This is a genomic window from Rhizobium sp. NFR12, from assembly GCF_900108545.1.
GTDB classification, from domain to species: domain Bacteria; phylum Pseudomonadota; class Alphaproteobacteria; order Rhizobiales; family Rhizobiaceae; genus Neorhizobium; species Neorhizobium soli.
On sequence record NZ_FNWM01000003.1, the window covers coordinates 440,023 to 464,029 of the forward strand.

The 24,007-nt window shown below is 59.7% G+C and carries 21 protein-coding genes; 11 read left to right on the plus strand and 10 right to left on the minus strand.

Going from position 1 to position 24,007, the window contains the following annotated elements; genetic code table 11:
- Window positions 1-55: 55 nt before the first annotated feature.
- The 4 genes from BLW69_RS15450 to zwf all read right to left on the minus strand — a co-directional run bounded on the left by BLW69_RS15450 (window position 56) and on the right by zwf (window position 6,151).
- Window positions 56-1,486 (minus strand): M20 family metallopeptidase, encoded by a 1,431-nt coding sequence (locus tag BLW69_RS15450; protein ID WP_092663183.1) that lies wholly within the window; start codon window positions 1,484-1,486, stop codon window positions 56-58.
- A 27-nt stretch (window positions 1,487-1,513) separates the two neighbouring features.
- The gene (locus tag BLW69_RS15455) at window positions 1,514-3,322 is read right to left on the minus strand and encodes a S9 family peptidase (RefSeq protein WP_092663185.1); all 1,809 of its coding nucleotides are present in this window, start codon (window positions 3,320-3,322) and stop codon (window positions 1,514-1,516) included.
- On the minus strand, window positions 3,319-4,305 hold the full coding sequence (gene pip / locus BLW69_RS15460) for a prolyl aminopeptidase (protein ID WP_244508849.1): 987 nt from the start codon (window positions 4,303-4,305) through the stop codon (window positions 3,319-3,321). The genes BLW69_RS15455 and pip overlap by 4 nt, the downstream gene beginning before the upstream one ends.
- A 334-nt stretch (window positions 4,306-4,639) precedes the next feature.
- Window positions 4,640-6,151, minus strand: coding sequence for a glucose-6-phosphate dehydrogenase (gene zwf, locus BLW69_RS15465; RefSeq protein ID WP_244508850.1), 1,512 nt, complete (start codon window positions 6,149-6,151; stop codon window positions 4,640-4,642).
- Window positions 6,152-6,400: 249 nt separating this feature from the next.
- Here zwf and BLW69_RS15470 point away from each other — a divergent pair, with 249 nt between their 5' ends.
- The 4 genes from BLW69_RS15470 to BLW69_RS15485 all read left to right on the plus strand — a co-directional run bounded on the left by BLW69_RS15470 (window position 6,401) and on the right by BLW69_RS15485 (window position 9,317).
- Window positions 6,401-7,699, plus strand: a complete 1,299-nt coding sequence (locus tag BLW69_RS15470; RefSeq protein ID WP_092663189.1) for a Gfo/Idh/MocA family protein — start codon at window positions 6,401-6,403, stop codon at window positions 7,697-7,699.
- A gap of 112 nt (window positions 7,700-7,811) precedes the next feature.
- Window positions 7,812-8,249 carry a BA14K family protein gene (locus BLW69_RS15475; RefSeq protein WP_092663191.1) on the plus strand — a complete coding sequence of 146 codons (438 nt, stop codon included), beginning with the start codon at window positions 7,812-7,814 and terminating at the stop codon, window positions 8,247-8,249.
- A gap of 252 nt (window positions 8,250-8,501) precedes the next feature.
- A complete protein-coding gene (locus BLW69_RS15480) occupies window positions 8,502-9,020 on the plus strand; it encodes a YidB family protein (protein WP_092663193.1) in 519 nt (172 codons plus the stop codon).
- Between the two features lie 48 nt (window positions 9,021-9,068).
- A complete protein-coding gene (locus BLW69_RS15485) occupies window positions 9,069-9,317 on the plus strand; it encodes a hypothetical protein (RefSeq protein WP_092663195.1) in 249 nt (82 codons plus the stop codon).
- Window positions 9,318-9,769: 452 nt separating this feature from the next.
- Here the strand turns inward: BLW69_RS15485 and BLW69_RS15490 are convergent, their stop codons facing one another.
- Complete coding sequence (locus tag BLW69_RS15490) at window positions 9,770-11,467, minus strand: FAD/NAD(P)-binding protein (protein WP_092663197.1); 1,698 nt, start codon at window positions 11,465-11,467, stop codon at window positions 9,770-9,772.
- A gap of 498 nt (window positions 11,468-11,965) precedes the next feature.
- On the opposite strand from BLW69_RS15490, the gene BLW69_RS15500 reads away from it, so the two are divergent.
- The 5 genes from BLW69_RS15500 to BLW69_RS22830 all read left to right on the plus strand — a co-directional run bounded on the left by BLW69_RS15500 (window position 11,966) and on the right by BLW69_RS22830 (window position 14,587).
- Window positions 11,966-12,535 (plus strand): type 1 glutamine amidotransferase domain-containing protein, encoded by a 570-nt coding sequence (locus BLW69_RS15500; protein ID WP_062459496.1) that lies wholly within the window; start codon window positions 11,966-11,968, stop codon window positions 12,533-12,535.
- A gap of 116 nt (window positions 12,536-12,651) precedes the next feature.
- Window positions 12,652-13,728 carry a catalase family protein gene (locus BLW69_RS15505; RefSeq protein ID WP_092663199.1) on the plus strand — a complete coding sequence of 359 codons (1,077 nt, stop codon included), beginning with the start codon at window positions 12,652-12,654 and terminating at the stop codon, window positions 13,726-13,728.
- Between the two features lie 184 nt (window positions 13,729-13,912).
- Entirely contained in the window at window positions 13,913-14,083 is a 171-nt protein-coding gene (locus BLW69_RS22815) for a hypothetical protein (protein ID WP_156461775.1), read from the plus strand.
- A gap of 14 nt (window positions 14,084-14,097) precedes the next feature.
- Complete coding sequence (locus tag BLW69_RS22820) at window positions 14,098-14,265, plus strand: hypothetical protein (protein WP_162759509.1); 168 nt, start codon at window positions 14,098-14,100, stop codon at window positions 14,263-14,265.
- Window positions 14,266-14,449: 184 nt separating this feature from the next.
- On the plus strand, window positions 14,450-14,587 hold the full coding sequence (locus BLW69_RS22830) for a hypothetical protein (RefSeq protein ID WP_156461778.1): 138 nt from the start codon (window positions 14,450-14,452) through the stop codon (window positions 14,585-14,587).
- Between the two features lie 54 nt (window positions 14,588-14,641).
- Here the strand turns inward: BLW69_RS22830 and BLW69_RS15510 are convergent, their stop codons facing one another.
- The 5 genes from BLW69_RS15510 to BLW69_RS15530 all read right to left on the minus strand — a co-directional run bounded on the left by BLW69_RS15510 (window position 14,642) and on the right by BLW69_RS15530 (window position 21,121).
- Window positions 14,642-15,397, minus strand: a complete 756-nt coding sequence (locus BLW69_RS15510; protein ID WP_062578150.1) for an outer membrane protein — start codon at window positions 15,395-15,397, stop codon at window positions 14,642-14,644.
- Window positions 15,398-15,586: 189 nt separating this feature from the next.
- On the minus strand, window positions 15,587-16,132 hold the full coding sequence (locus tag BLW69_RS15515) for an RNase H family protein (protein WP_342344794.1): 546 nt from the start codon (window positions 16,130-16,132) through the stop codon (window positions 15,587-15,589).
- Window positions 16,133-16,137: 5 nt separating this feature from the next.
- Complete coding sequence (locus BLW69_RS15520) at window positions 16,138-16,749, minus strand: TetR family transcriptional regulator (RefSeq protein WP_062459490.1); 612 nt, start codon at window positions 16,747-16,749, stop codon at window positions 16,138-16,140.
- A 25-nt stretch (window positions 16,750-16,774) separates the two neighbouring features.
- Window positions 16,775-19,909: an efflux RND transporter permease subunit gene (locus tag BLW69_RS15525; protein ID WP_062459487.1), complete on the minus strand. Its 3,135-nt coding sequence runs from the start codon at window positions 19,907-19,909 to the stop codon at window positions 16,775-16,777.
- A gap of 12 nt (window positions 19,910-19,921) precedes the next feature.
- On the minus strand, window positions 19,922-21,121 hold the full coding sequence (locus tag BLW69_RS15530) for an efflux RND transporter periplasmic adaptor subunit (protein WP_092663201.1): 1,200 nt from the start codon (window positions 21,119-21,121) through the stop codon (window positions 19,922-19,924).
- Between the two features lie 220 nt (window positions 21,122-21,341).
- On the opposite strand from BLW69_RS15530, the gene BLW69_RS15535 reads away from it, so the two are divergent.
- Both BLW69_RS15535 and BLW69_RS15540 read left to right on the plus strand, forming a co-directional pair.
- A complete protein-coding gene (locus tag BLW69_RS15535; protein ID WP_062459484.1) occupies window positions 21,342-21,626 on the plus strand; it encodes a hypothetical protein in 285 nt (94 codons plus the stop codon).
- Window positions 21,627-21,874: 248 nt separating this feature from the next.
- The gene (locus tag BLW69_RS15540; RefSeq protein ID WP_092663203.1) at window positions 21,875-23,968 is read left to right on the plus strand and encodes a catalase; all 2,094 of its coding nucleotides are present in this window, start codon (window positions 21,875-21,877) and stop codon (window positions 23,966-23,968) included.
- The last annotated feature ends 39 nt before the right edge of the window (window positions 23,969-24,007 follow it).

Consider the following 24,007-nt stretch of genomic DNA (forward strand, 5'->3'; position numbering starts at 1 on the left):
GAATCTTGAACGCTGATTTCAGGCCGAGGGCTTTTCCGCCCCCGGCAGTTGGATCTCAGGCAGCCTCTTTCGGGCGTGGCTGAAGCGGCGGATTGACGTCTTCCGGGATCGGGCAGACGTATGCCGTCTTGCCCAGGCGCGCCTGATGGTCGGCCTTGGCGGCTGCCAGCAGTTCCGCGTCTTCCAGAAGATCGATCGCCGTGCCGGCCATCATCTTGGCGGCATGGGTCATGCCCTTGTGCGCGGCCGGCGTCTTGCCCTGCGCCGTCACCTGCCAGGAATGACCCGGCGTGCCGATGGCAATCGTCGCCGTATGGGCTTGGACGGTCGGCATGATCCAGCTGACATCGCCGACATCGGTAGAACCGATCATCGGCTCGCCTTGGACATCGAGCGGCACGATGAAATCACAAAGCGGCGTTTCCTCGCGGCGCGGCAGGCCGGTGCGCAGATAGGCGTTGTCGATATCATCATCGCTCAACGTCGCCTGGATTTCAGCGGCAAACGCCTTGTCGGCGGCGTCGAAAGGCACAGGGCCAAGCCGTTCGAGAATGCGCTGCATCGCCTCTTCCAGCGGCCGGTTGCCGAGCAGATTGGAGACCGCGCTCATGATGGAGATTTCGACCGTCGTGTCGGTCATCATCGCCGCACCATGTGCCACGCGCTTCACGCGTTCGTTGAGGTCGAGCATGCCCTTGAGGTCACGGGACCGGATGGCGTAACGCACGGCTGACTTCGCCTGCACGACGTTCGGCGCGATGCCGCCGGAATCGAGCATGGCATAGTGGATACGGCTGGATTCCGGCACGTGTTCGCGCAGATAGTTGACACCGACATTCATCAGTTCGACGGCATCGAGTGCCGAGCGGCCAAGGTGAGGTGCTGCGGCGGCGTGCGAGGCGCGGCCGGTAAAGCGGAAATCCATGCGGGTGTTGGCAAGCGACTGCGCGCGCGCGACTTCGGTGAAGGCACTCGGGTGCCAGGTGATCGCCGCGTCGACGCCATCGAAAGCGCCTTCGCGTGCCATGAAGGACTTTGCCGCACCACCTTCTTCAGCCGGGCAGCCGTAATACCGGACACGGCCCGGCGTGCCGGATTTCTCCAGCCAATCCTTGATCGCCGTCGCGGCAAGCATGGCGGCAGAGCCAAGGAGATTGTGACCGCAGCCATGGCCGTGACCGTTGCCCGGCATTGGTTTCGGCTCGGCAATGCCTGCTTCCTGGCTGAGGCCCGGCAGCGCGTCGTATTCGCCGAGGATGGCGATGATCGGTCCACCCTCCCCCGCTTCGCCCATCACGGCCGTCGGAATGCCCGCGACATTATCGGTTACGCGAAATCCTTGCTGGCGCAGCATGTCGGCATGCTCGGCAACAGAGGCGTATTCGGTATAGGCGATTTCAGGCATTCCCCAGACGCGGTCGCTGAGCGCTTCGAATTCCGCCTTGTGTTCGTCGACGAGATCCCAGATCGGCTCACTGTTCTGCATGGTAAAAATTCTCCAAGAAGGCTGCTGTTAAAGGTGTTTCTGTAGAAAACGGGCAAACGCGGAAAACACGGTGCGGCGGTTGTCCAGCCGGGCAAAACCATGCCCCTCGTGATCGATCCGCAGATAGTCGCAGTCGTGTCCGAGGCCGCTCAGGCAGGAATAGACGTCTTCGCTCTGGCCCATCGGTACGCGCGGATCGCGGTTGGCATGGACGGTCAGCAAGGGTGCCTTCATCCGGTCGATGCGGTTGATCGGCGAGAACCGCTCCAGTGCTTCGCGCATCACAGTCGGATCGCCATACTCGGCAACCCGCTGCTGCCGTCCCCAGGGGCCGGTTGCGCGCAGATGGGTGAGGAAGTTTCCGACGCCGTAAAAATCCACGCCGAGCGACCAGAGGTCCGGATCTTCCGTCAACGCCGAAAGGACCATGAACCCGCCATAGGAGCGGCCGAACACGCCGATGCGATCGTCATCGACGTCGTCACGGGCACCGATCGCCAGCCTGATCGCCCGCAGATCGGACACGGTATCCATCCGGTTTTCGCGATCGTCGAGTTGATGGAAGGAGCGGCCATAACCGGTGCTGCCGCGAACGTTTGGCGCAACGACCATGACGCCCTGGCTCAGCAAGAACTGCACGTCGGCGCGAAAATCCGGACGCCACTGCATTTCCGGGCCGCCATGCATGATGAACAGCACGGGGTATCCCAGCAGCGGAGGCGGCGATGCCGGAACGTAGACGCATGCCGGGATCAAGCGACCATCGAAGCTTTCAAAGCGCTCGACAACCGGTTCGACAAAGTCGCCGCCATCGAAGCCGTTCGTATGTGGCGCGACGAGTTGTTCGAACTGGCCAGTCACGAGGTCGACCTTCCAGAGAGATGAGGGCTTCGACGCACTTTCCAGGGGGAAGACGAGCGACTGACCATCTGGCGTAAAGGCGACAGAGGTAATGACGCCGCTGGGTTGGTGGTCGAAACGGATTGAATTGCTACCATCGCGATCTGCGATGCCGATCCGGCTCCAGCCATCCTCATTGACTGTGAAGGCGATGCGGTCCTGACCGGGAGACAGCGCCATCGCCTCGATATCGCAGCCTGAGAACTCCAGCACAGGCGTGGTCTCGCCGCCTTCGGCCGAAAACCTCGAGATGGCCATGAAGTCGCGATTCTGATCGCTGATTGTCAAACCACCGGTGCCCTCCTTAAAAAGCCGGGCGGAAAGATAGCGCGCCTTGCCGTCATGCGGCATCAGTGGCGCAAGAGAACCGGTGGCCATATCGAGACGATAGATGTCCTGGTCATTGCCGGAGCGCAGCGATTCTCGCACCAGGAGCGACTGGCCATCCGGCATAAACGCAAGAACTTCTCGCATGCCACTGCCGACATGGACAACCTTCGTTTCGCGGCTCGCGATGTCGGTGACGTGGACGTCCATGTCATAGGGTGAACGAGCGTTGGAAGTATACGCAATACGCGTTCCCTCAGGCGACCAGGCTCCCCAAAAATGCACCACGGTCGTGGCGGATGTCAGCGCAACAGGCTCTGCCGTCAGGTCCGTGAGCAGCCAGAGCTGATGACGCTCATCGCCGCCACAATCCATTGTGAAGAGGATTTGCGGTCCCTTCGGGTTGAAGGCAAAAGCCCCGATGGGTTCCGGCATTTCAGTCAGCTGACGTGCCTGCCCTCCCGCAAATGGACGGATCCAGATCTGGTGAAACCCGGTGGCGTCCGATAGGTATGCAAGCCACTGCCCATCAGGTGATACCGCCGGCGATTTGACGGAGCAGATCCCGATGAATGGCAGGATCGCGGATGCGTCGATCGTTCTCGTCATCGATGGTTATGCTCCAGATTGAGGTCTCGGTTGTCGGCCAGCTGGTGCAACAGCCTCTCGGATGCGGCCTTGAGCTCGTCGAAGAGCGGGCCTTTGGTCGACTGGTGGTTGGCTTCCGTAACGATGGTGAAGCCGGCTTCGGGCCAGGCTCGATGCAGCCGCCACGCTGAAAGCATCGGCGTCACCGTGTCGTAGCGGCCATGGACGATCTGGCAGGGAAGATGCCGGATGTGGTCGATATCGACGAGCAGCTGCCCCGGCTTCAGAAACGCACCGTTGACGCAGTAGTGGGTGAAGATGCGGGCGACGGCGAGGGCCGCCTTGGGATCCATTAGGGCGGCGACATGGGCAGGATCCGGCAGGAACGTCTGCGTCTTCGCTGAAAAGCCGCGGAGGCTCAGTGCGGCGGCGGCTTCCACCTGCGGGTTTCCGCTCGTCAGGCGGCGGTGGTATGCCGATAGCAGGCCACCGCGTTCGTTTTCCGGAATGAAGTCCGCGAACTCCTCCCATTCCTCGGGAAAGATCGAGCGGACACCGTTAAACCACCAGTCGATATCGTCCGGGCCGGCCAGGAAAATTCCGTGCAGGCGAAAGCCGAGGCACCGTTGCGGATACGCCTGTCCATAGGCAAGTGCCAGGCAGCTGCCCCAGGAACCGCCGGCGACCACCCACCGTTCGATACCGAGCGCCGTGCGGACACCCTCAATATCTTCGATCAGCGCATCGGTCGTGTTTCCGGTAAGCTCGGCATGAGGGGTAGATTTCCCTGCGCCCCGCTGATCGAAAGTGATGATGCGGAACGCAGAGGCATCGAATGTCTTGATCTGCTGTGGCGAGATGCCGGCACCTGGCCCTCCATGCAGGATGACGACCGGAACACCGTCTTTGCTCCCGAATTCCTCGACATGCAGGACATGCATTTCGTCAGCTTGCACGAGATAGGTAAGGGGCTGTTGGCTTTGAGGCATTTCGATAAGCACCACGACAACGTCCAATATGCATAAAATTTATGCATGTATAATATTTAATCATGATGTCGCGGAGAGACAGACACGTCCAATGAAAATTGGTGATGGGCCATTCCAAAGCAGAATAGTTTTACCTCGTAAGTCTCGTGAGAAGCTGTCCTTCAACTGCGAGCACTAACGGAATTGGTCCCGTTGTGGCTGCCTCGGCCGCTACCCGCCACTCATCGTATCAACAGGATGGGTTCATCGCGCACGGCATTTGATAACTTCGAAAAATTTCGAAGACCTGTGGAAAACAAAAACCAGTCGGGCTTCTAGACACCGACGGTCTTCACACAAAATCACCGCTTCACTTCCTCTGATGCAGCACCACCCCGAGTTCATGCCACTCACGACCGTCTTTGCGGATAAGGTCATCGGCTGAGGCTGGGCCCATGCTGCCGGGGGCGTAGGGTTCTGGAACCGAGCCGTCTTCTGCCCAGGCGTCCAGGAAAGGCTGGACGGCAGCCCATCCGGCTTCGATACTGTCGGCGCGTTGAAACAGCGCCTGATCGCCGATGAACAGGTCGTAGATCAGGGATTCGTAGCCCGTCGTGTTGCCGATGTCGAACCTGTCGGAATAGCGGAAATCCAGTGTCACCGGCACTGTCTCGACGGATTGGCCGGGGCGTTTGATCGAGATTTCCATGCTCATCCCTTCATCCGGCTGAACCTGGATGACGAGCCGGTTGGGCGGCAGACGACGCGTCACGTCCGTTTCGCGAAACTGGGCAAATGGGACCTTGTTGAACGTGATGACGATTTCCGTGTCGCGGGCGGTCAAAGCCTTTCCCGTCCTCAAGTAGAACGGTACACCGGCCCAGCGCCATGTATCGGCATAAAGCTTGAGGGCCACATAGGTTTCGGTCCGACTGTCGGGCGCGACATCCTTGGTGTCCCGGTAGGCTGACAACGACTTGCCGCCGAGATCGCCCGAACCATAGGCGCCGCGCACGCTGTTTGCGGCAGCCTCTTCAGCCGAATAGACACGCAGCGCTTTCAGCACCTTGCCCTTCTCGTTTCTAATAGCCTCGGCATCGAAACTGTTCGGGGGTTCCATCGCGATCATGGCCAGCAACTGGAACAGGTGGTTCGGAACCATGTCGCGGAGAGCACCTGTCGCATCGTAGAACTTGCCGCGACTGCCGACATCGACAACCTCCGCCGCCGTGATCTGAACATGGTCGATATGGGTGTTGCTCCACAGGCCCTCGATGATCATGTTGGCAAAACGGGCCGTCATCAGGTTCTGCACAGTCTCCTTGCCGAGAAAATGATCCAGCCGGTAGACCTGGGTTTCCTCGACATTCGACAATATACGGGCATTGAGAGCCTTCGCCGAGGCGAGATCGGTCCCGAAGGGTTTCTCGATCGCGACGCGCCGGAAGCATGTCTCGGTTTCCTGCATCAGGCCATGTACTGCCAGCTTCTCGACGATAGGTCCGAACAGAACGGGCGGGACGGCGAGGTAGAAAGCAGCATTTGCCGTCGATCCAAGCCGCGTTTCAATCGCCTGATAGATATCGTCCCTGGTGAAATCGCCGCTCATATAGGAAATGCGGGATCGCAGACTGAACCAAGCGTCGTCTTTGCGGGTCGGCTCTTCGCCGTCTGGGCTGAGATGGGTGAGGAACTCATCGAGCCGACCGCGCAGAAATTCGTCGTCGCCTTCATCGATCCCGACGCCGAGGATAGCGAGATCGTCTCCGACCAGGCCGCTGCGTGTCAGGTTGATGATCGCCGGAATGAGCAGGCGACGCGTCAGGTCGCCGGTGGCGCCGAAGATGACGAGAGTAACGGGCGGTGCTTTTTTCGGAATCACGCATAGCTCCTTCCATGAGGTCCTCACGGGGATATAGGCTTCTCGGTGCAACCAGCAATTCTCGAAAGGGAAATAGAGGCAAGTTGCGAGAAGGGTCGGCGCCGCGACGACTTGGCATCCGCGCCCCGACGAATACTCACACCGGACCCGCATATCCAAGCCACCTTCCGCATCCGACAAACGCGGGATGCAAAGGAACATCGGCGAAACGGCGTTGTTTGTGAGGCGGCGAGCAATTTGGAGACCGGCATGGATCAGGCAAGCGCTTTCAACAGACGCAATCTTCTGAAACTTGGAGCCGCAGGCGCAACGGGGGTGGTGTTGTCCACGACGGTTGCCGGCGCTCAGAGCTACCCCGCACCGACGCAGGTGGACACCGGCATGGTCGAGGACGGCAAGGTCAAGTTCCCGGAATGGCGCGGGCCCGATGAGACCCCGAGCGGAAACCCGTCAGCGCCGCTTCCTCCGGAAGATAGGGTCGGCTTTGCGGTCGTAGCTCTCGGTCGTCTCAGCCTCGAAGAAATACTTCCCGCCTTTGGCGAAACGAAAAAATCGAAACTCGTGGCACTCGTGTCCGGAACGCCGGAGAAGCTATCGGCCGTCGCCCGGCAATACGGCATCGCTGAGGATGCCTGTTACGATTACGAGAGTTTCGATGCCATCAAGGCCAATCCGGACATCAAGGCCGTCTACATCGTTCTGCCCAACAGCATGCATCGCGAATATGTCGAACGGGCAGCGAGGGCAGGCAAGCATGTCCTTTGCGAGAAGCCCATGTCGATCAGCTCGGCGGACGGGCAGGAAATGGTCAAGGTTTGCGAAGAGCAGAACGTCAAGCTGATGGTGGCCTACCGCATCCAGTACGAAGCCGCCAATCTCTACCTCGCCGAAAAAGTCCGCAGCAAAGCCTATGGCCGCCTTGTCGGAATGTCCGCGATCAACGTTCAGACGGTTGCCGAAAACGGTGCCGAGCAATGGCGGCACAAGAAGGCTCTTGCCGGTGGCGGATCACTCCCTGACATTGGGCTTTACTGCCTGAACACCGCACGCTTCCTGACAGGTGAGGAACCGGTCGAAGTCATGGCGACGCACTACAGCCCCGAAGGTGACGCTCGCTATGCCGAGGTCGAGGAAACGGTCTCGTTCACCTTGCGCTTCCCATCCAATTTCATCGCCAACTGCTTCACCAGCTATGGCGCGCGAGACGACAAGCATCAGCGGCTCAATTTCGAAAAGGCCACCGTGGATATGGCGAACGCCTACAAATACGACGGCCAGAGCCTGACTGTCACCGAACTGGACGGCGAAAAGTCCGTGCAGAAGAAGGTCGAGATCGCGCTCAACAACCAGTTTGCGGCCGAGATCGACCACATGGCGACCTGCATCATCGAGGACCGCAAGCCACGAACGCCCGGCGAGGAAGGTGTGCAGGATCATGTTGTGATGGAAGCAATCTACGAGTCAGCGCGATCGGGAGCGCCCGTGAGGCTCCATGCCCCAGACCGACTCGACGCCTTCCGCGGACCACCAGCTGCGGTCGAACTCTGACGCCGGTGTTTGCGCAAGCGCTTGTGTCGTGGACGTGTTCACAAGTTCAACCAGCGCTCTACCCATACGGGAGATTCGCCCTATCTCCGTTTTACAACAATGAAAGAGACAGATGAAAAAGCTCGCAATTATAATCATTTCGATCATGACCGCGTTTACCGGATACGTGCCCGCGCAGGCCATGCCGAAGGCAGCGATTACCGCGGCTGCACCGTCGGCTGACGTCCAGCAGGTCCAGTACCGCAACGACAACCGCCGTTACGTCCCCCGTGGCGAGCGTCGATACAACAATCGCTACGATCGTCGTGACCGCTACGATCGCCGCAACCGTTACAGCAACCACCGCCGCCATGACCGTCGCTACGACAACCGTCGTCGCAACAACACCGGCGCCATCATCGGCGGCTTGGCTGCAGGTGCACTCATCGGTGGTGCGATCGCTTCGCAGAACCGCAACGGCAGCAGCAGCTGCGCAGCGCGTTACCGCTCGTATCGCGCTTCGGACAACACCTACCAGCCGAACTCGGGCCCACGCCGGGTTTGCCGCTAACATCTTCACCGGTGCGTAAATGAGAGACCCCGCCAGCAATGGCGGGGTTTTTCGTTTTTTGGACCACGGCAGCGGATCGGCGGCCGTGTCACCTCACCTTCGGAGTTATTCCGAACCGCCCCGAACCCTCTCCCAGCAGCAAATGTTCGGCCAACGGGTGCCCTTGCAGGAACCTCGCCGCCGACTGGTCGTTTGCTTTGCATGAAGCCTTAACGCCATCCCGGCTATGGCTGCGAAATCGAGGAGAACACCATGGCAAGCGGTCAATTGAAAGCACTGCTCGGCGTACTCGCCGTTGCTGGATTTCAGAACAGGGACAAAATCGCGGAGCTCCTACGGGGCGTGAACAAGACCCAACCGGCTGGAGCGAACACCGCTCCGGAGACCAGTCCCCGGCAGACAAGTGGTCTTGAGGGTCTGCTCGGCAAGCTTACGGGCGGCAAGGAAGCAGGCGGCCTTGGCGGAATTCTCGGAGGACTTGCGTCCGGCGGTGTCTTGAGTGGTGGTCTGGGTGACCTCCTGAAAACCTTCCAGCAGAACGGATATGGTCAGAAGGCCGAATCTTGGGTCAAGCCCGGATCCAACGAGGATATCGATGGGGATCAGCTTGCCGAAGCGATCGGACCCGAAGTTCTCGATGAACTGGCAGCGAAAACAGGACTGTCGCGAGATGAGATACTTGCGCGGCTGAGCAAGGATCTTCCCCGCGCGGTCGATGAGCTGACCCCGGATGGCAAGGTTCCCGCAGACGACCCAACATCGACAGTGTGATTGGAAGGGGCACCATCCCTTCATCCTCAAGCAAAACGGTAGATCCCTATGAAACTTTCAGACGATGCGCGTTCCATCCTCGTGTTTGCGGCCTATCATCAACTCCTTAGCGGTGACCCCGTAAAGGAAGTCGTTCTGGACGATGGTGCTGGTCATCACGCAAGCTCGAAGGGCAAGGCAGAACTCGAAGACGGCGGCCTCATCCGCATCGACGGAAAAAGAGCGGAGATTACCGACGAAGGTCAAAGCGTTCTCGCAACTGTCATCGACGCCATTCGAAACGCCACGGCGGGCTGAAGCAGAGAATAAGCTCAGCGTTTGAGGGCCTGGTTTTCTTCGACGATCCGACTTCCATCTCAAGAAACAAGCCTCTGCTCTCAGGATGAGACAGAGGCTTCGTTGCGTTCCCCTTCGGTCAGTCCTGAAGGTTTCTCGTCCGACACGCATCTCAGGGGAGCCCTGCTGCTCGTGATCCGCAGGTCCGGGTCACAGCCGAGAGATTGCCGGCCACGCTGACGCCGGTCGGCTCGATCGTGCTGCTATGATGCTTCGGTTCGTCATCGCTCAAGGTTGTAGGCGTGCCTCTCCGCTGCCGTATAGGCAGAGTGGTTTCAGTTGGCATAATCAAAAACCCCACACCGTCAGCGAGAACCGCGTATGGTCGAGGTGAGCAGGCATTGAAAAAGAAATCCCGCCTCGAGAGGCGGGATTATCACTTCAGTCGACCAACGCTCACTAGCACGCAGATCTTACGCTGCGATCTCAGCCGGCGCCTGTGCACGGGCGGATGACCTGACGCGGCGGCTGCGGACCGGTCTTGTCACCTCGGCAATGATGGAGGCTGCAACGATCTGTCCGAGTTCGGCAGCACTTGTGATGCCCTGAATGAACGGACGTTTGTGCAGAAGATATGAGACAGCCGGGACGTACAGTCGCCTCACCGGTCGCACGCCCGCGATCAGCGGTCGGCACTGGTCGTCCACGTCAATCCCGCCCGTACGGCGGTGATTGCCAATGGCTGTCATCGTCTTTGCCTCGGATATCAGCCCTCGTTCGATAAGGGATGGGAATGGCAGGTCGGTCGCCGACAGAGTTTTCTGGCCCGTGGCGTCGATAAACGTATCGAAGCGCATGGTGGTACCGCCGATTTCGACAGTAGCGCCCCGTTCAAGACCTTCTTTCACGATCTCCGAGTCATCGCCAAGGGCAACGATACCAAGACAACCGCTCCGATGAAGCGCAAGTAGGCGCTCGATCGACAGGTGTGGAACGGTCGCATAGTCGTCAGCGAAAATGCTCTTGAAGTTCCGGTTGAACCGGCCAAGGTCGTCAGCGTTCATAAAGCCGACCGCCGTCTCGATGATCTCATGGGTAATGAGAATGGCGTAGCGCCACGGAACAGTGTGCTTCTGGGCATAGTTCCGCTTGGCTTCGGTAAGGTTAGACGCCGCCCATTCGAACGGGTCTTCCTTGTCGCGAACCCCGTAATACGCAACGGCGAACGTATCGACAGTCAAGCCGTCTAGACCGATGGCCTTGGAATATTCCGGATCGGCAACAGCAAGTTCCTGGCGAAACAGCTCGAAAATGTCATCGAGCAGTCCGCTGCTGCCAAGCGCGATGCGGTCATCGACCGCCTGCTGCGTGCAGATCTTCGGCTCAAGATAGGGGATCGGAAAATAGAAATCGGCTTCGGGAAGAAGACCCTTGCGGGACATCATCACGATATCAAGAGCCTGGCCGTCCGCGTTGAAGGAGTACTTAAGTTCGCCACCCTTGCTTTTGGTGAATTCACCGAACTTGGTTGCGACCGTCATGACGGCATCAATCGCACTCAGCGAAGTCCCCAAAATTCCGATCTTGCCGCTCGGGATGCTCTGCAATGCGGTCGCGGGCCATGGCGCCTCGAAGAAGCCGGGCGACGTCTCAGGTTCGGACGGAAAGCTATGTCCGGTCGCAATGACGACGTAATCGAACAGCGCCTCTGCGCCGCCATGTTCAGGGCTCAGGCACAATTTGAACTGATCACCGACAGGCTGAACGTCGTCGACGGATGCGTTCTCAAACACGTCGACCGTATGCCTGGAGGCCCGCGATGCGTCGATGATCGCGTCGAACTGAGATCTGAAATAATCGCCAACCACGACACGCGGATAGAATGCACGGTCTGTGATTTCCGAGCGAGCAACACCAATCTCGTTCAGGTACTCGTCGGACTGGAGTGCCAGCCAGTCGTGGAGCATCACCGGCAGAGCCGGCACCTCGATGCTCGGTATATTCGACAGCATCGCGAGGTCGTTGATGCCCCGCTGGTAGGGTGTTCCCTTGCCGGCGACGTCGGTTCGCTCGAAAATTGCGATATCCAGGGAGGCGCTGCATTTCACGAGGTCCTGCAGTGCGAATATGGCTGTCGGACCCGATCCAATAATGGCTACGCGTTTACGCATCTTAATCTCCTGCCCCGCGGAAAGCGGCGCACATTGACAGAACAACCGACATCGAAAGATGTTCCCCATCTGTCCAGACTGAGCAAACAGCAACGAGCCGGGTTTCACCTTGCTGATATGGGGATTCCTCCGCGATCTGCGATGTCTCGCGTGCCTTCGTGTCGTGTCGGTCCGCTACCGTACAGGCGCAACATGTTGATGAGGCGCTCAACGAGTCCCATGTATCGGGGAAGCAATCACAGAGATGGATACGATGGTTTCAAGGATCAGGAGAACGCTGACCATGGGCGAACGCGCGGCCGCCTTCGAGCACACCAATGCCGTTGCGCGCGAGACTGCAGATGACGAACGGCGACGTCGAGAGGAAAAAAGCGAGCGCCTCCGGAAACTTCGACTGGCGGCAGAGCAAGGTGACAAGTCGAAGTGTTCGGCTGGATGAAACTTTTCATGCCAACCGTCATTAAGGCTCCTCCACATCAAGAAAAGTGAGGAAACACGATGACCCTTCAAGGCAAAAAAATCGCCATTCTTATCGCTCCGCGCGGCACTGAAGAGCCCGAGTTCAAGCAGCCGAAAGACGCGGTCGAGGCAGCCGGTGCCACGGTCACTGTCATCGGCCTTGAAAGCGGCGAGGCCCAGACGAACAACAACGACCTCGACGCCGGGAGCAGCTATACCGTTGACAAGACGGTCAGTGATGTCTCGGCTGACGAGTTCGACGGCCTCGTCATTCCGGGCGGATGCGTGGGCGCCGACAAGCTGAGAGCCGACAAGGCGACGATCGCCTTCGTGCACGCATTCTTCCAGCAGGCAAAACCCGTGGGCGTCATCTGTCACGCACCGTGGCTTCTCGTCGAAGCAGACGTCCTGAATGGCCGGACGGTGACATCGTATCCGACAGTTCGCAAGGACATTGAGAACGCTGGTGGCATCTGGGTCGACAAGGAAGTTGTTGTCGACAAGGGGCTCGTAACGAGCCGAACCCCGAAGGATTTGCCGGCTTTCTGTGCGAAGATCGTCGAGGAATTCGAAGAGGGCAAACACCCACAGCAGGCCCGTAGCGCCTGAGTGACTACTCAGGATGCGGCTCCCCGATGGGCCGCATCCTCAGCCGGCGAGCATATTAGCTTGCGCTGGAACCAGGAGCACTATTCTGGCGTTTTTCGATTTTGAAGGAGCGCCAGATGATTGCAGCCACGCCCGTCCGTTATTCCCCAGACCTCGAAACAGTCAAACCTGATGAGCGCGAGACGATCTCGGGTCTTATCGATCAGTTCGACATCATTCTTGAAAAGACCGCAGAGGATTACGGCCATGCCGTTCGGTCCGTGCACGCAAAAGCACACGGCATCCTTGAGGGTACAATGACCGTCAAGAGCGGGCTGCCGCCGGAGTTCGCGCAAGGTCTGTTTGCCAAACCGGGCGAACATCCGGTCTACATGCGTCTTTCCACAAACGCCGGCGACATCTTGCCCGACGCTGTTGCTCTTCCACGCGGGTTGGCGATCAAGGTTGTCGGCGTCGAGGGTACTCGCCTGCCGGGCGCGGACGGCAATAACCAGGACTTCGTGATGGTCAACGGCCCGATCTTCCAGACGCCGGATCCGAAGAAATTTCTCTCCAGCCTCAAGCTCCTTGCCAAGACCACGGACAAGCTGGAAGGCACAAAGACCGTGATGTCCAGCGTGCTTCAGACCGTCAACAAGGGCCTCGAAGCCGTCGGCGTGACGAGCCCCACCATTCAGTCGCTCGGCGGCGCGCCGAATGTCGATCCGCTCGGCGAGACCTATTTCAGTGTCACGCCGTTCCGCTATGGTGACTACGTCGCGAAGTTCCGCGTGAAGCCGATCTCACCGGATCTGACCAAGCGCACCGGAACCGAAATCGATGCCAGCGTCCGCGAGAACGCCATCCGTGAGACGGTCCAGGCGGAAATGCAGGAAACGCGAGGCCTTTGGGAATTCCAGGTCCAGCTCTGTCGCGATATTGAAGCGCAACCGATCGAGGATCCGACCGTAGAATGGAAGGAAGACGAAGCTCCGTTCGTGACCGTTGCCACTTTGAGCGCCGCTCCGCAGGATAGCTGGAGCGACGCCAAGGTGCAGAAGGTCGACGAGGAAATGCGGTTCAGCGTCTGGACCGGACTTGCAGATCACCAGCCTCTCGGCGGCATCAACCGGGCACGTAACGAAACCTACCGCCACTCTGCCGATTTCAGAGCCAAGTTCAACGGCTGTCCGTTCCACGAACCGCAGCAGTAAACGCACGGCAAACACCGGATTTCGGCGAGATCGACGTCTCGCCGAAATTTTGCGTTTAAATTTCAAAAGAAGACGGCACTGGTGGATAGGCCGCACGGATTGTCCTCACATTCTGCTGCGCCTCGAAACGGCCGGAACTATGCGGCTCGCGGACTGTTCGCCTCCTTGAATGAAAGGAAATGCGATGAAGCCCGAAGATGAACCCAGTATCGACAAAATGAGAGACCCGCCTGAAGTCCGAAAGAAGAAGGGACTGTTAGGGCGCGGAGTGATCGTCGTGCTTGGCATATACGTGCTCGGCGCCTTCAGCCTGTATATCGCAATCGTCATCTACGGGCTCATGAGCTCGTCGTGACAGGACTGGAAGGAATGACCGTGAAGAACCCACCGGTTACCGAGGACGCCGACAAAACGCTGATCGAAAATGATGGGCACCAGCGCTTCAAGGAAAGCGTCGACACGACGCGAACTCCGGAGCAGGAACGCAAAGACGCCCCGGAGAAAACAGGTACGCCCGGATACGGCACAACCAAGTGAAAGGGCGCTGATGTCACAGAGCGGAAATCAAGGCCCGGACTGGTGGTTCGCCTGGCTGGGCCGGGACAACACAGGCACTGGCATGCTGCGGTTCCTAGCGCTGCCGCTGTCGTTCATCGTGGTGGTCGGAATTATATTCTGGACCATCTGGCCATCGTGAATCTCTGACCAGAAGGAGAATAAAATGAGTGACGACAAAAAGACCGGAAGCGATGCAGATCGCACGAGCGAGAATGCCGACAAGGACCGTGAGGATTTGCTGAAGAAGGCCGAAAAAGGCCTTGAAGACGCCAAGGGCGAAAAGCCCGAGGGCGAGATCTGAAACGTCTCAAGCAGAATAGGTCTGGCCGGTCGCGAAACCGGCCAGACCCTCAGATCAGAACTGGCGACGCAGGCCGAATGTCACAGCATGGCTGCGGAAGTCGGTGCTCGACGTGGATCCGTCGCGGGCCTCGAAGTTGAAATCGTCGGCAGCTGTGAAGCGATACCCGATATCAAACGTCGTGTTGTCGAACAGCGAAGTGTTCGTGAACAGACCGATAGCCTGCAGATTGATGCCGACGCCGGCATCAAGGTGGTAGGCGAACTGGGTGTCGGAATCATCCATCAGCGTGCCGGTACCGGTTCCGCTGACGCCCTGCTTGCGCAGTTCCAGGTTCATGAAACCTGCACCGCCGCCGACGTAAGGCGTGATCGCGCTGACTGCGCCTTCAGCTGCAAGCGGGATATCGAGATAGCCATTGACATAGCCCTGGAACGAGCGAGCGTCGCCGTAGGAGTCGATACCACCAACGCCGCCAAATCCGGAAACGCTGTGTTCGTCGACAGACGCGCTGCCATAACCAAGTTCAAGCTCGAGGCGCGGCGAAACGAAGCCCATCGATCCGAAGTTATAGCCGGCGCGCAGTGCGCTGTAGTAGCCGACGTCATACTCGGTGGACACCGACGCGGCGCCGAAATCAAAGCCTGTATCGTCAAGGAAGTTTACGGAGCTCAGCGAACCAAAGTAAAAACCAGACGTCGCCGGTGCGGCAAGCGGAGTTTCCATGGGCGCGAGATCTGCGGCAGACACCGGGACTGCGATTGCCGAGGCGAGGAGAACGGTGGCCAGGGCTTTTGAGAGAGTGTTCATGACATATCCTTTAGTGGTCCGATGCCTGATCGGTGATTCAATCCACTATCAGAGTCGCGCTGTTTGCTAACGGAAAGAGCTAATAAAGATGATCTTGCAGTAGCGACTGCACAATCACAGTTGCAAGTCCGCCACATGACTTCTGTCAAGTTTAGCAGGTCTTTCGCGCTCGGGAGCCGGCAACGTGCCTTATCCCAGACCCAAGGCGGATCTCGCTGCCGCATCGGCCTGTTCATTTCCGGAGATTCCGGAATGCCCTTTGCACAATTGAATTGCTATAAGCGGGTTGTGCTCCAGGAGAGTGTCCAATTCGCGCCAGACATCTGCATCCGGGATTGGCCGACGACGTTCGTGCGGGTTTGATCTTACCCGCTTCCAGCCGTTGCCGCGCCACATGAACCGCCATCGACGACACCCTTCGACGACGTGGGCGGAATCGGTCCAGATCACCGCAGCCATTCCCGTCGCTTCGGCTTCAAGCCAAGACGCCGCGCGCATGACAGACAGCACCTCGAACGAATTGTTCGAGCTGCCGATCGTCGTCCCCGAGGCGACATGGATCTGCACGTCGCCTTTGAAAGCGACGATCGCCCAGCCGCCAGATCGGGAAGTGGCGTCGAACGAACCGTCAGTATAGACCTGGAAGATATCGGTCATCGGGGAAAGCATAGCATCGACAGATCCGGCGACAATGTCCACTTGCTTGACCGAGCCTGCCGATTTCTCCCCATCCATCACGATCAGCGCCTGAAGGTCGCGAACAGCTTTCGGACGCTGTCTCCGCCCAAGATGACGAGGTCGAACTTCCGGCCAAACAGCAGCCACTCCCAACAGATACCCTTCATCTGCCAGTGCACGGCGCGGCTGCACGCGGCAGGAGTCCACAAGGGTGACAGCTGTCCCTTGTCTTCAGCCTTGGCAAAGATGCGCTCCATGTTTTTAGTGTGCTCAGCGCTGAGGGCGTCCATCTCCTGCAGGACAGGTTCGAACTCATGTTCGAAGTTCGTTCTCAGAAGGATCGTGAGGAGCCGCTGACGCTGGACGTCGCTTGCGAGCATCCCAAACCAGTCGAGAGCAATGGTTTCCACCGCCGAGATCGGATCAGTATCCTCGCAACCCGAGCCGGCAGCGTCGCTCATGTCGACCCGGGGAAGCTGCGCCGCGTTGTAGAGTTGGAGGAACAGGTCGCTCTTGCTGGCAAAGTGCCAGTAGACCGCTCCACGTGTGACACCCGCGGCAGCCGCGATTTCGTCCAGAGTACTGTTGGCGACGCCCTTCTCGAAAAAAAGCTGCTCGGCTGCGGTCAGGACGGCACAGCGCGTCTCGGCCGCTTCGGCTTTCGTTCGTCTCATCCTTGTCTCCTCTTCCCGCTCTCCCCTACTCCGCCGGTTTGGGAGCTGCCTTTTCTGCTTCGTGGTTCGGCTCCTTCACGCGGAAGACTTTCATCACGAAGACGAAGAACACGGGAACGAAGAAGATGGCCAGCAAGGTCGCCGAGATCATCCCGCCGAGCACGCCGGTGCCGATCGCATTCTGACTGGCAGCACTGGCACCAGTGGCAATTGCCATTGGAACGACGCCGAGGGTGAACGCAAGCGACGTCATCAGGATCGGGCGGAAGCGCAGATGCGCTGCCTCGACCGTCGCATCGAACGTGGAGCGGCCTTCGGCGCGGAGGTCCTTGGCGAACTCGATGATCAGAATGGCGTTCTTCGCCGACAGACCAATAATGGCGATCAGACCCACGAGGAAGTAGACGTCATTCGACATTCCCCGAAGCATGACGGCCGCAACCGAACCGATGACGCCCAGCGGCACCACGAGCATGACCGAGATCGGGATCGACCAGCTTTCGTACAAGGCTGCCAGCAGCAGGAACACGAAGAGCACGCTGAGCGCGATCAGGGCGGGTGCCTGCGACCCCGACTGGATTTCCTGCAGCGACTGGCCGGTCCATTCGTAACCGAAACCGTTCGGCAGTTCGCCGGCAAGCCGTTCCATCTCGGTGATGGCGTCACCGGAGGAGAAGCCCGGTGCTGCCTGGCCGGCGATGCGGATCGACGGGTAGCCGTTATAGCCAACAACCTGCGACGGGCCCCGGACCCATTCGACCGACGCGAATGAGGCCATCGGCACCATGCCGCCATTGGCGTTGCGGACGTTGAGCCGCAGCAGGTCTTCTGTCTTCATGCGCTGCTTGCCGTCGGCCTGAACCTGCACGCGCTGCATGCGTCCCGCATTCGGGAAGTCGTTCACATAGGACGAGCCGAGGTTTGCGGTGATCGTCGAGTTGATGTCGCCGAATGTGACGCCGAACGTGTTGGCCTTCTCGCGGTCGATAAGAAGGTTGACCTGCGCTGCATCCGGCATGCCTTCGATGCGAACGCCGGCGAGAACCGGGCTCTTGGCGATTGCGGCCATCAACTGGTCGCGCGCCGCGCCAAGTGCCGTCTGGCCGTTGCCGGCACGATCCTGCAATCGGAAGGTAAAGCCGGACGAGTTGCCGAGACCCTGGATCGGCGGCGGCGACAGCGAGAACGCGATCGCATCGCGGATGCCAAAGATCTGGCCGTTGATCCGTTTGGCGATCGCATCAGCCGAATCCTCGGGACCGCGATCCGACCAGTCCTTTAGGGTGATGAAGGCGAGCGCGGCATTCTGGCCGCTGCCGGAGAAGGAGTAGCCGTTGATGGCGATAATGCGCTCGACGGCCTTTTCACTCAGCGCGATCTTTTCGATCTGCGCGACGACCTCGGTGGTGCGGTCGGTGCTTGCCTCGGCCGGTGCCTGAACGTCGACGATCAGGAAGCCTTGGTCTTCGTTGGGCAGGAACGAGCTCGGCAGCTGCAGATAGGCCCAGCCGAGGCCGACCAGAAGCGCGACGTAGATGACCATGAAGCGACCGGATCGCTTGATGATGCCACCGACCGTGCGGGAATAGCCGTGCGAAGCCTTGTCGAAACCGCGGTTGAAAATGCCGAAGACGCCCTTCTTCTCGTGGTGATCGCCTTTGATCGGCTTGAGGAACGAACCGCACAGTGCGGGCGTGAGCGACAGGGCAAGGAAACCCGAGAACAGGATCGAGACCACCATGGTCAGCGAGAACTGCTGATAGATGATGCCGACCGCACCGGGGAAGAAGGCCATCGGGATGAACACCGCACTCAGGACGAGCGTGATGCCGATGATGGCGCCCGAAATCTGGCCCATCGCCTTGCGGGTCGCCTCCTTCGGCGACAGCTTTTCCTGTGCCATGATGCGCTCGACGTTTTCGACGACGACGATGGCGTCGTCGACGAGAATGCCGATCGCGAGCACCATCGCAAACATGGTGAGCACATTGATGGAGAAGCCGGAGACATACATCACCGCACAGGTGCCAAGCAGCGCCACCGGGACGACCAGTGTCGGGATCAGCGTGTAGCGGATGTTCTGCAGGAAGACGTACATCACCACGAAGACGAGGATCATCGCCTCGATCAGCGTATGGATCACCTTCTCGATCGAGACTTCCACGAACGGGCTGGTATCGTACGGGATCTCGTATTCGATGCCGGACGGGAAATACTGCTGCAGCTCGGTCATGACCGCGCGCACGCCTTTCGCCGTATCGAGTGCATTGGCGGTTGGCGACAGCTGGACGCCGATGGCAGCGCTTGGCTTGCCGTTGAGGCGGCTGGAGAAGTTGTAGCTTTCGCCGCCGACCTCGATGCGGGCGACATCGCGCAACCGCACCGACGAACCATCGGGATTGGCACGCAAAACGATCGCTCCGAACGCTTCGGGGTTGGTCAACTGTCCCTGGACGTTGATGGTTGCGGAAATCTGCTGGCCGATCGGGTTCGGCGTCGCGCCGATACGACCGGCGGCAACCTGGGCGTTCTGGGCGCTGATCGCAGCCGTAACATCGGAGGCCGTCAGCTTGAGGCCGACCATCTTGTCGGGATCCATCCAGATCCGCATGGAGCGCTGGGTCGCGAACAACTGAGCACTGCCGACGCCGGGCACGCGGCGGATCTCGCCAAGCACGTTGCGGTTCAGATAGTCGCCGAGACCAATGACGTCAGTATTGCCGTCCGTGGAGGTCAGCGACACGACCATCAGGAACGATGTGCCTGCCTGCTCGACGCGCACGCCCTGCGATGTGACGGCACCCGGGAGGCGGGGTTCGGCGCGGGCGATGCGGTTCTGCACCTCGACCTGCGCTTCGCCGATATTCGTACCGGGTGCGAAGGTGACGTTGATGGACACGCGGCCCGACGATTCAGACGTCGATTCGAAATAGATCAGCCCGGGAACGCCGTTCAGTTCTTCTTCGATCGGACGCGTCACGCCTTGGTAGATATCGTCTGGCGAAGCGCCGGGATAGTTGGTGGAGACGGTGATCTGCGGCGGCGCGACATTCGGATACTGCGCGATCGGCAGCATCGGAATTGTCAGCACGCCTGCGAGCATGATGAAGATTGCGACGACCCAGGCGAAGATCGGCCGGTCGATGAAGAAACTTGCCATGTAACCTGGTCCTTACTTCTTCGCCGGCTCTGCAGGAGCAGCCTTGGCGTCGCCCTGCGTCGATTGCTCGGTCGCCGGCTTGTCCGCGGACCAGGGCTCAGGCTTGACGGTGGCGCCGGGGGCCGTCTTCTGGAACCCCTCGGCAATCACGCGGTCGCCGGCCTTCAGGCCCTGCGAGATGACCCAGCGTTCGCCAAGCGCGCGGCCTACGGTGACGCGGCGCTGCTCGACCTTGTCTTCGGCGCCGACCACGAGCACGCTCGCCTGGCCGCCGGAATCGCGCTGCAGGGCCTGCTGCGGCACGGCGAAGGCGTCGCGCTCCAGACCTTCCTCGATCTGCACGCGGACATACATGCCCGGGAGGAGATCCCCATTGGTATTGGGGAATTCACCGCGCAGGGTCACCTGCCCAGTGGTTTCATCGACCGCTGCTTCCGAAAACAGCAAACGGCCCGTTTCCGGGTATTTGGTGCCGTCGTCGAGCATGAGATAGGCGTTCGCCTCGTTCGGTCCCGTCATCAGCTTGCCGTCCTGCAGCGCCTTGCGCAGGCGGATCAGATCGGCGGCCGGTTGGGTGAAGTCCGCATAGATCGGGTCGAGCTGCTGGATGGTCGCGAGGTTTTCAGAGCCAGTCGAGCTGACCAGGGCGCCTTCCGTGATCAGCGCACGGCCGATGCGGCCGCTGATCGGTGCCGTGACATTGGCGTATTGCAGGCTGAGCTCGGCCTGGGCAAGGCCGGCCTGGGCGACGGCGACTTGAGCGTCCGCCTGCGCCAGTGCAGAGATCGCGGTATCGAGGTCCTGGCGAGTGGCGACGTTCGATTTGCTGAGCTGGGTCTGACGATCGGCGGTCTGGCGAGCCTGCATCTGCGCTGCCTGCGCACTCCGAAGCGTGGCCTGCGCGCTGTCGACCTGAACCTGGAACGGTGCCGGGTCGATGCGGTAAAGCACGTCGCCCGCCTTGACGATGGATCCCTGTTCGAAGACGCGCTCGACGATGATCCCGGAGATACGCGGGCGCACCTCGGCGAGACGGGTCGGAGCGATACGGCCGGGCAGATCGCTGGTAATCGGCAAGGTCTCGGGCTGCACCGTCACCACGCCAACGGGCGATGGAGGCGGCGCCGGAGGTGCTGCGGCTTCTTCCTTCTGGCACCCGACGAGGGCGAGGAGGCAAGTGATGGTCAGGATAGATCGCAACGCCTTAGGCATCGAGTGCTCCGCACAAGAATAGTTTACATACAGTCGGGCACGTATATAACCGGCGTCTAGTTTTGTGCAATGCACATAATCGGTGGTTCACGAAGGATTTACGGATGCTGTCAGGATTTTTCGGAGCGGTTGGAGATACACCTGTTTCTCCGTCGAAAGCCGTCGTCGTTGCGATTTCGAGCGACGGCCTGGCTGACGTCGCGACGGCTGAGGACGGACGATGAACACCGTGACCTGCCATGGACACACCATCCGGATGCTGAACATCAGCGGCACCATTTGGATCGCGGCACCTGACGCGCTTCGTGCGCTGGGCGTCGATATTGCGCGTAAGGGTGCAAGTGTTCACCTGCAGAAGCTGCCGCGAACGGAAGTGAGACTTGTTACGTCATCCCAGTATCCGGACCTTTTCGCGGGGCGCCGCGGCAACCCGAGGATGAACCTCGTGACAGAGCAAGGGCTTGCCTTGCTAAGAGAGCAATCGGGAAAGTTTTGCGCGGGATAGGCATCTCTCCCGGCCGGACCGGCGTCACCGCAGCGCCTCCTCGAACGCCGGTCAGGCCACTAATGCAGGCACAGCGGACTACGAGACACCTTTACTGACCACTCTCGGGAGCTCAGCCCACAGCCACCTCCGGTGCCTGACCTGCAGCTTTGAAAGTAATCCCTTGGATAATCTCTCCGACGGACGCTTGCCGCAGCGTCGCGCGGGCATATCTGTTGCTTGATTGAATTCGAGCAAAGGACCATCCAATGGCTGACCCGACGACATACGATACGGACCGCGGTGAAGGCGGCGAGACCCACCAGCATGTTCCGTCCGATGGCTCGCATCCTGCTCAGGCCCACCTGACGACAAACCACGGCGTTCGGATCTCCGACAATCAGAACAGTCTGAAATCCGGCAATCGCGGTCCGAGCCTGCTTGAGGACTTCGTTCTCCGCGAGAAAATCTTTCATTTCGACCACGAACGCATCCCTGAGCGCATCGTGCATGCCAGAGGCTCTGCCGCACACGGTTACTTCGAGCTCACGGAATCCCTCAGTGACGTGACAAAAGCCGACGTGTTTCAGCGTGTAGGGGACAAGGTTCCGGTTTTCGTCCGCTTCTCGACCGTTGCAGGCGGCGCTGGCTCTGTCGATACCCCTCGCGACGTTCGCGGCTTCGCCGTCAAATTCTACACGCAGGAAGGCAACTGGGATCTGGTCGGCAACAACATTCCGGTCTTCTTTATCCAGGATGCAATCAAGTTTCCCGATCTCATTCACTCGGTGAAAATGGAAGCTGACCGCGCCTATCCGCAGGCCGGCAGCGCGCACGGTACCTTCTGGGATTTCGCGTCGCTGATGCCTGAGACCACCCACATGCTTCTATGGGCCATGTCGGACCGTGGCATTCCGCGCTCGCTGCGCATGATGCAGGGCTTTGGCATTCATACGTTCCGCTTCGTCAACGAAGAGGGCAAGTCGACCTTCGTGAAGTTCCACTGGAAGCCGAAGCTCGGCGTTCAGTCGACGATCTGGGATGAGGCGCTCAAGCTTCAGGCCGCCGACAACGACTACCACCGTCGCGATCTCTGGGAAGCCATCGACAGTGGTGACTTTCCGGAATGGGAGCTCGGCGTTCAGCTTTTCGACGAGGAATTCGCAAGCAAGCTCCCCTACGACGTGCTCGACTCCACCAAGATCATCCCGGAAGAGATTTTGCCGGTCAAGATCGTCGGTCGGCTTGTGCTTGATCGCAACCCCGATAACTTCTTCGCCGAAACGGAACAGGTGGCTTTCCTGCCGTCGAACGTCGTCCCGGGAATCGACTTCTCCAACGATCCGCTTTTGCAAGGCCGGTTGTTCTCCTATCTGGATACCCAGAAATCGCGTCTCGGCACGGCCAATTTCCATCAGCTGCCGATCAACGCGCCGAAGTGCCCCATGCAGAATTTCCAGCGTGACGGCATGATGCAGATGAGCGTTCCGAAGGGTCGTGCCAATTACGAACCCAACAGCCTCTCAATGGCTGGAGAAGAAGGCGGCCCACGCGAGTGTCCCGCAACTGGCTTCCGGTCGTTCGAACGGGCGACAGGTGATCAGGAACAGGGCGACAAGCTGCGGGTCCGCGCCGAGCTCTTTGCCGACCATTACAGCCAGGCACGAATGTTCTGGAAGTCTCAGACAGCGTCCGAGCAAGCGCATATCGCGTCGTCTTTCGTGTTCGAGCTTTCCAAGGTCGAGTTCGATCACGTTCCGCCGCGCGTTATTGGTAATCTCCTGAACGTTGACGAGGAGTTGGCGCAGCGGGTCGCCGATGGTCTCGGAATCGACCTTCCGGCTGCCAATCCGGCTGCACGGGAACCGGTCGATCTCGATCCGTCGCCAGCCCTGTCGATCCAGAAGAACATGGTCGAGACGGTCAAGGGTCGAAAGATCGGCATCCTTATTGCTGATGGCACCGATGCGAAGGCATTGAGTGATCTGAAGAACGCCATCAGCCAGGCTGGCGCCACCGCATTCGTCGTTGCGCCTAAGATCGGAAAGGCAAAACTGTCCGACGGCAACGTAACGAAAGCCGATGGTCAGCTCGCCGGTTCGCCGTCACAGCTCTTCGACGCGGTCGCGGTTCTCCTCTCGAAGGAAGGCAGCGACATGCTGACCCGAGAAGCCGCAGCGGTCCAGTGGGTGATGGATGCGTTCGGCCACCTCAAGGCTATTGGCCATACGAACGAGGCCCAGCCACTGCTGCAGAAAGCCGGCGTCGAAACCGATGACGGTGTTGTCGGGATGGACGGCTTCCTGAAGGCCGCTGCAAAGCGGTACTGGGATCGCGAACCCAAGGTGCGCATGCTCGCCTAACGCAATAAATAGCCCTGCGTGTCACTGCTTTCGTGGCAT

Bases quoted from the DNA above. Each gene is read 5' to 3' on its own strand.
- BLW69_RS15450 (WP_092663183.1), bottom strand. From the start codon at position 1,486: ATGCAGAACAGTGAGCCGATCTGGGATCTCGTCGACGAACACAAGGCG.
- BLW69_RS15455 (WP_092663185.1), bottom strand. From the start codon at position 3,322: ATGACGAGAACGATCGACGCATCCGCGATCCTGCCATTCATCGGGATC.
- BLW69_RS15470 (WP_092663189.1), top strand. From the start codon at position 6,401: ATGGATCAGGCAAGCGCTTTCAACAGACGCAATCTTCTGAAACTTGGA.
- BLW69_RS15475 (WP_092663191.1), top strand. From the start codon at position 7,812: ATGAAAAAGCTCGCAATTATAATCATTTCGATCATGACCGCGTTTACC.
- BLW69_RS15480 (WP_092663193.1), top strand. From the start codon at position 8,502: ATGGCAAGCGGTCAATTGAAAGCACTGCTCGGCGTACTCGCCGTTGCT.
- BLW69_RS15485 (WP_092663195.1), top strand. From the start codon at position 9,069: ATGAAACTTTCAGACGATGCGCGTTCCATCCTCGTGTTTGCGGCCTAT.
- BLW69_RS15490 (WP_092663197.1), bottom strand. From the start codon at position 11,467: ATGCGTAAACGCGTAGCCATTATTGGATCGGGTCCGACAGCCATATTC.
- BLW69_RS15500 (WP_062459496.1), top strand. From the start codon at position 11,966: ATGACCCTTCAAGGCAAAAAAATCGCCATTCTTATCGCTCCGCGCGGC.
- BLW69_RS15505 (WP_092663199.1), top strand. From the start codon at position 12,652: ATGATTGCAGCCACGCCCGTCCGTTATTCCCCAGACCTCGAAACAGTC.
- BLW69_RS22815 (WP_156461775.1), top strand. From the start codon at position 13,913: ATGAAGCCCGAAGATGAACCCAGTATCGACAAAATGAGAGACCCGCCT.
- BLW69_RS22820 (WP_162759509.1), top strand. From the start codon at position 14,098: ATGACCGTGAAGAACCCACCGGTTACCGAGGACGCCGACAAAACGCTG.
- BLW69_RS22830 (WP_156461778.1), top strand. From the start codon at position 14,450: ATGAGTGACGACAAAAAGACCGGAAGCGATGCAGATCGCACGAGCGAG.
- BLW69_RS15510 (WP_062578150.1), bottom strand. From the start codon at position 15,397: ATGAACACTCTCTCAAAAGCCCTGGCCACCGTTCTCCTCGCCTCGGCA.
- BLW69_RS15515 (WP_342344794.1), bottom strand. From the start codon at position 16,132: ATGGATGGGGAGAAATCGGCAGGCTCGGTCAAGCAAGTGGACATTGTC.
- BLW69_RS15520 (WP_062459490.1), bottom strand. From the start codon at position 16,749: ATGAGACGAACGAAAGCCGAAGCGGCCGAGACGCGCTGTGCCGTCCTG.
- BLW69_RS15525 (WP_062459487.1), bottom strand. From the start codon at position 19,909: ATGGCAAGTTTCTTCATCGACCGGCCGATCTTCGCCTGGGTCGTCGCA.
- BLW69_RS15530 (WP_092663201.1), bottom strand. From the start codon at position 21,121: ATGCCTAAGGCGTTGCGATCTATCCTGACCATCACTTGCCTCCTCGCC.
- BLW69_RS15535 (WP_062459484.1), top strand. From the start codon at position 21,342: ATGAACACCGTGACCTGCCATGGACACACCATCCGGATGCTGAACATC.
- BLW69_RS15540 (WP_092663203.1), top strand. From the start codon at position 21,875: ATGGCTGACCCGACGACATACGATACGGACCGCGGTGAAGGCGGCGAG.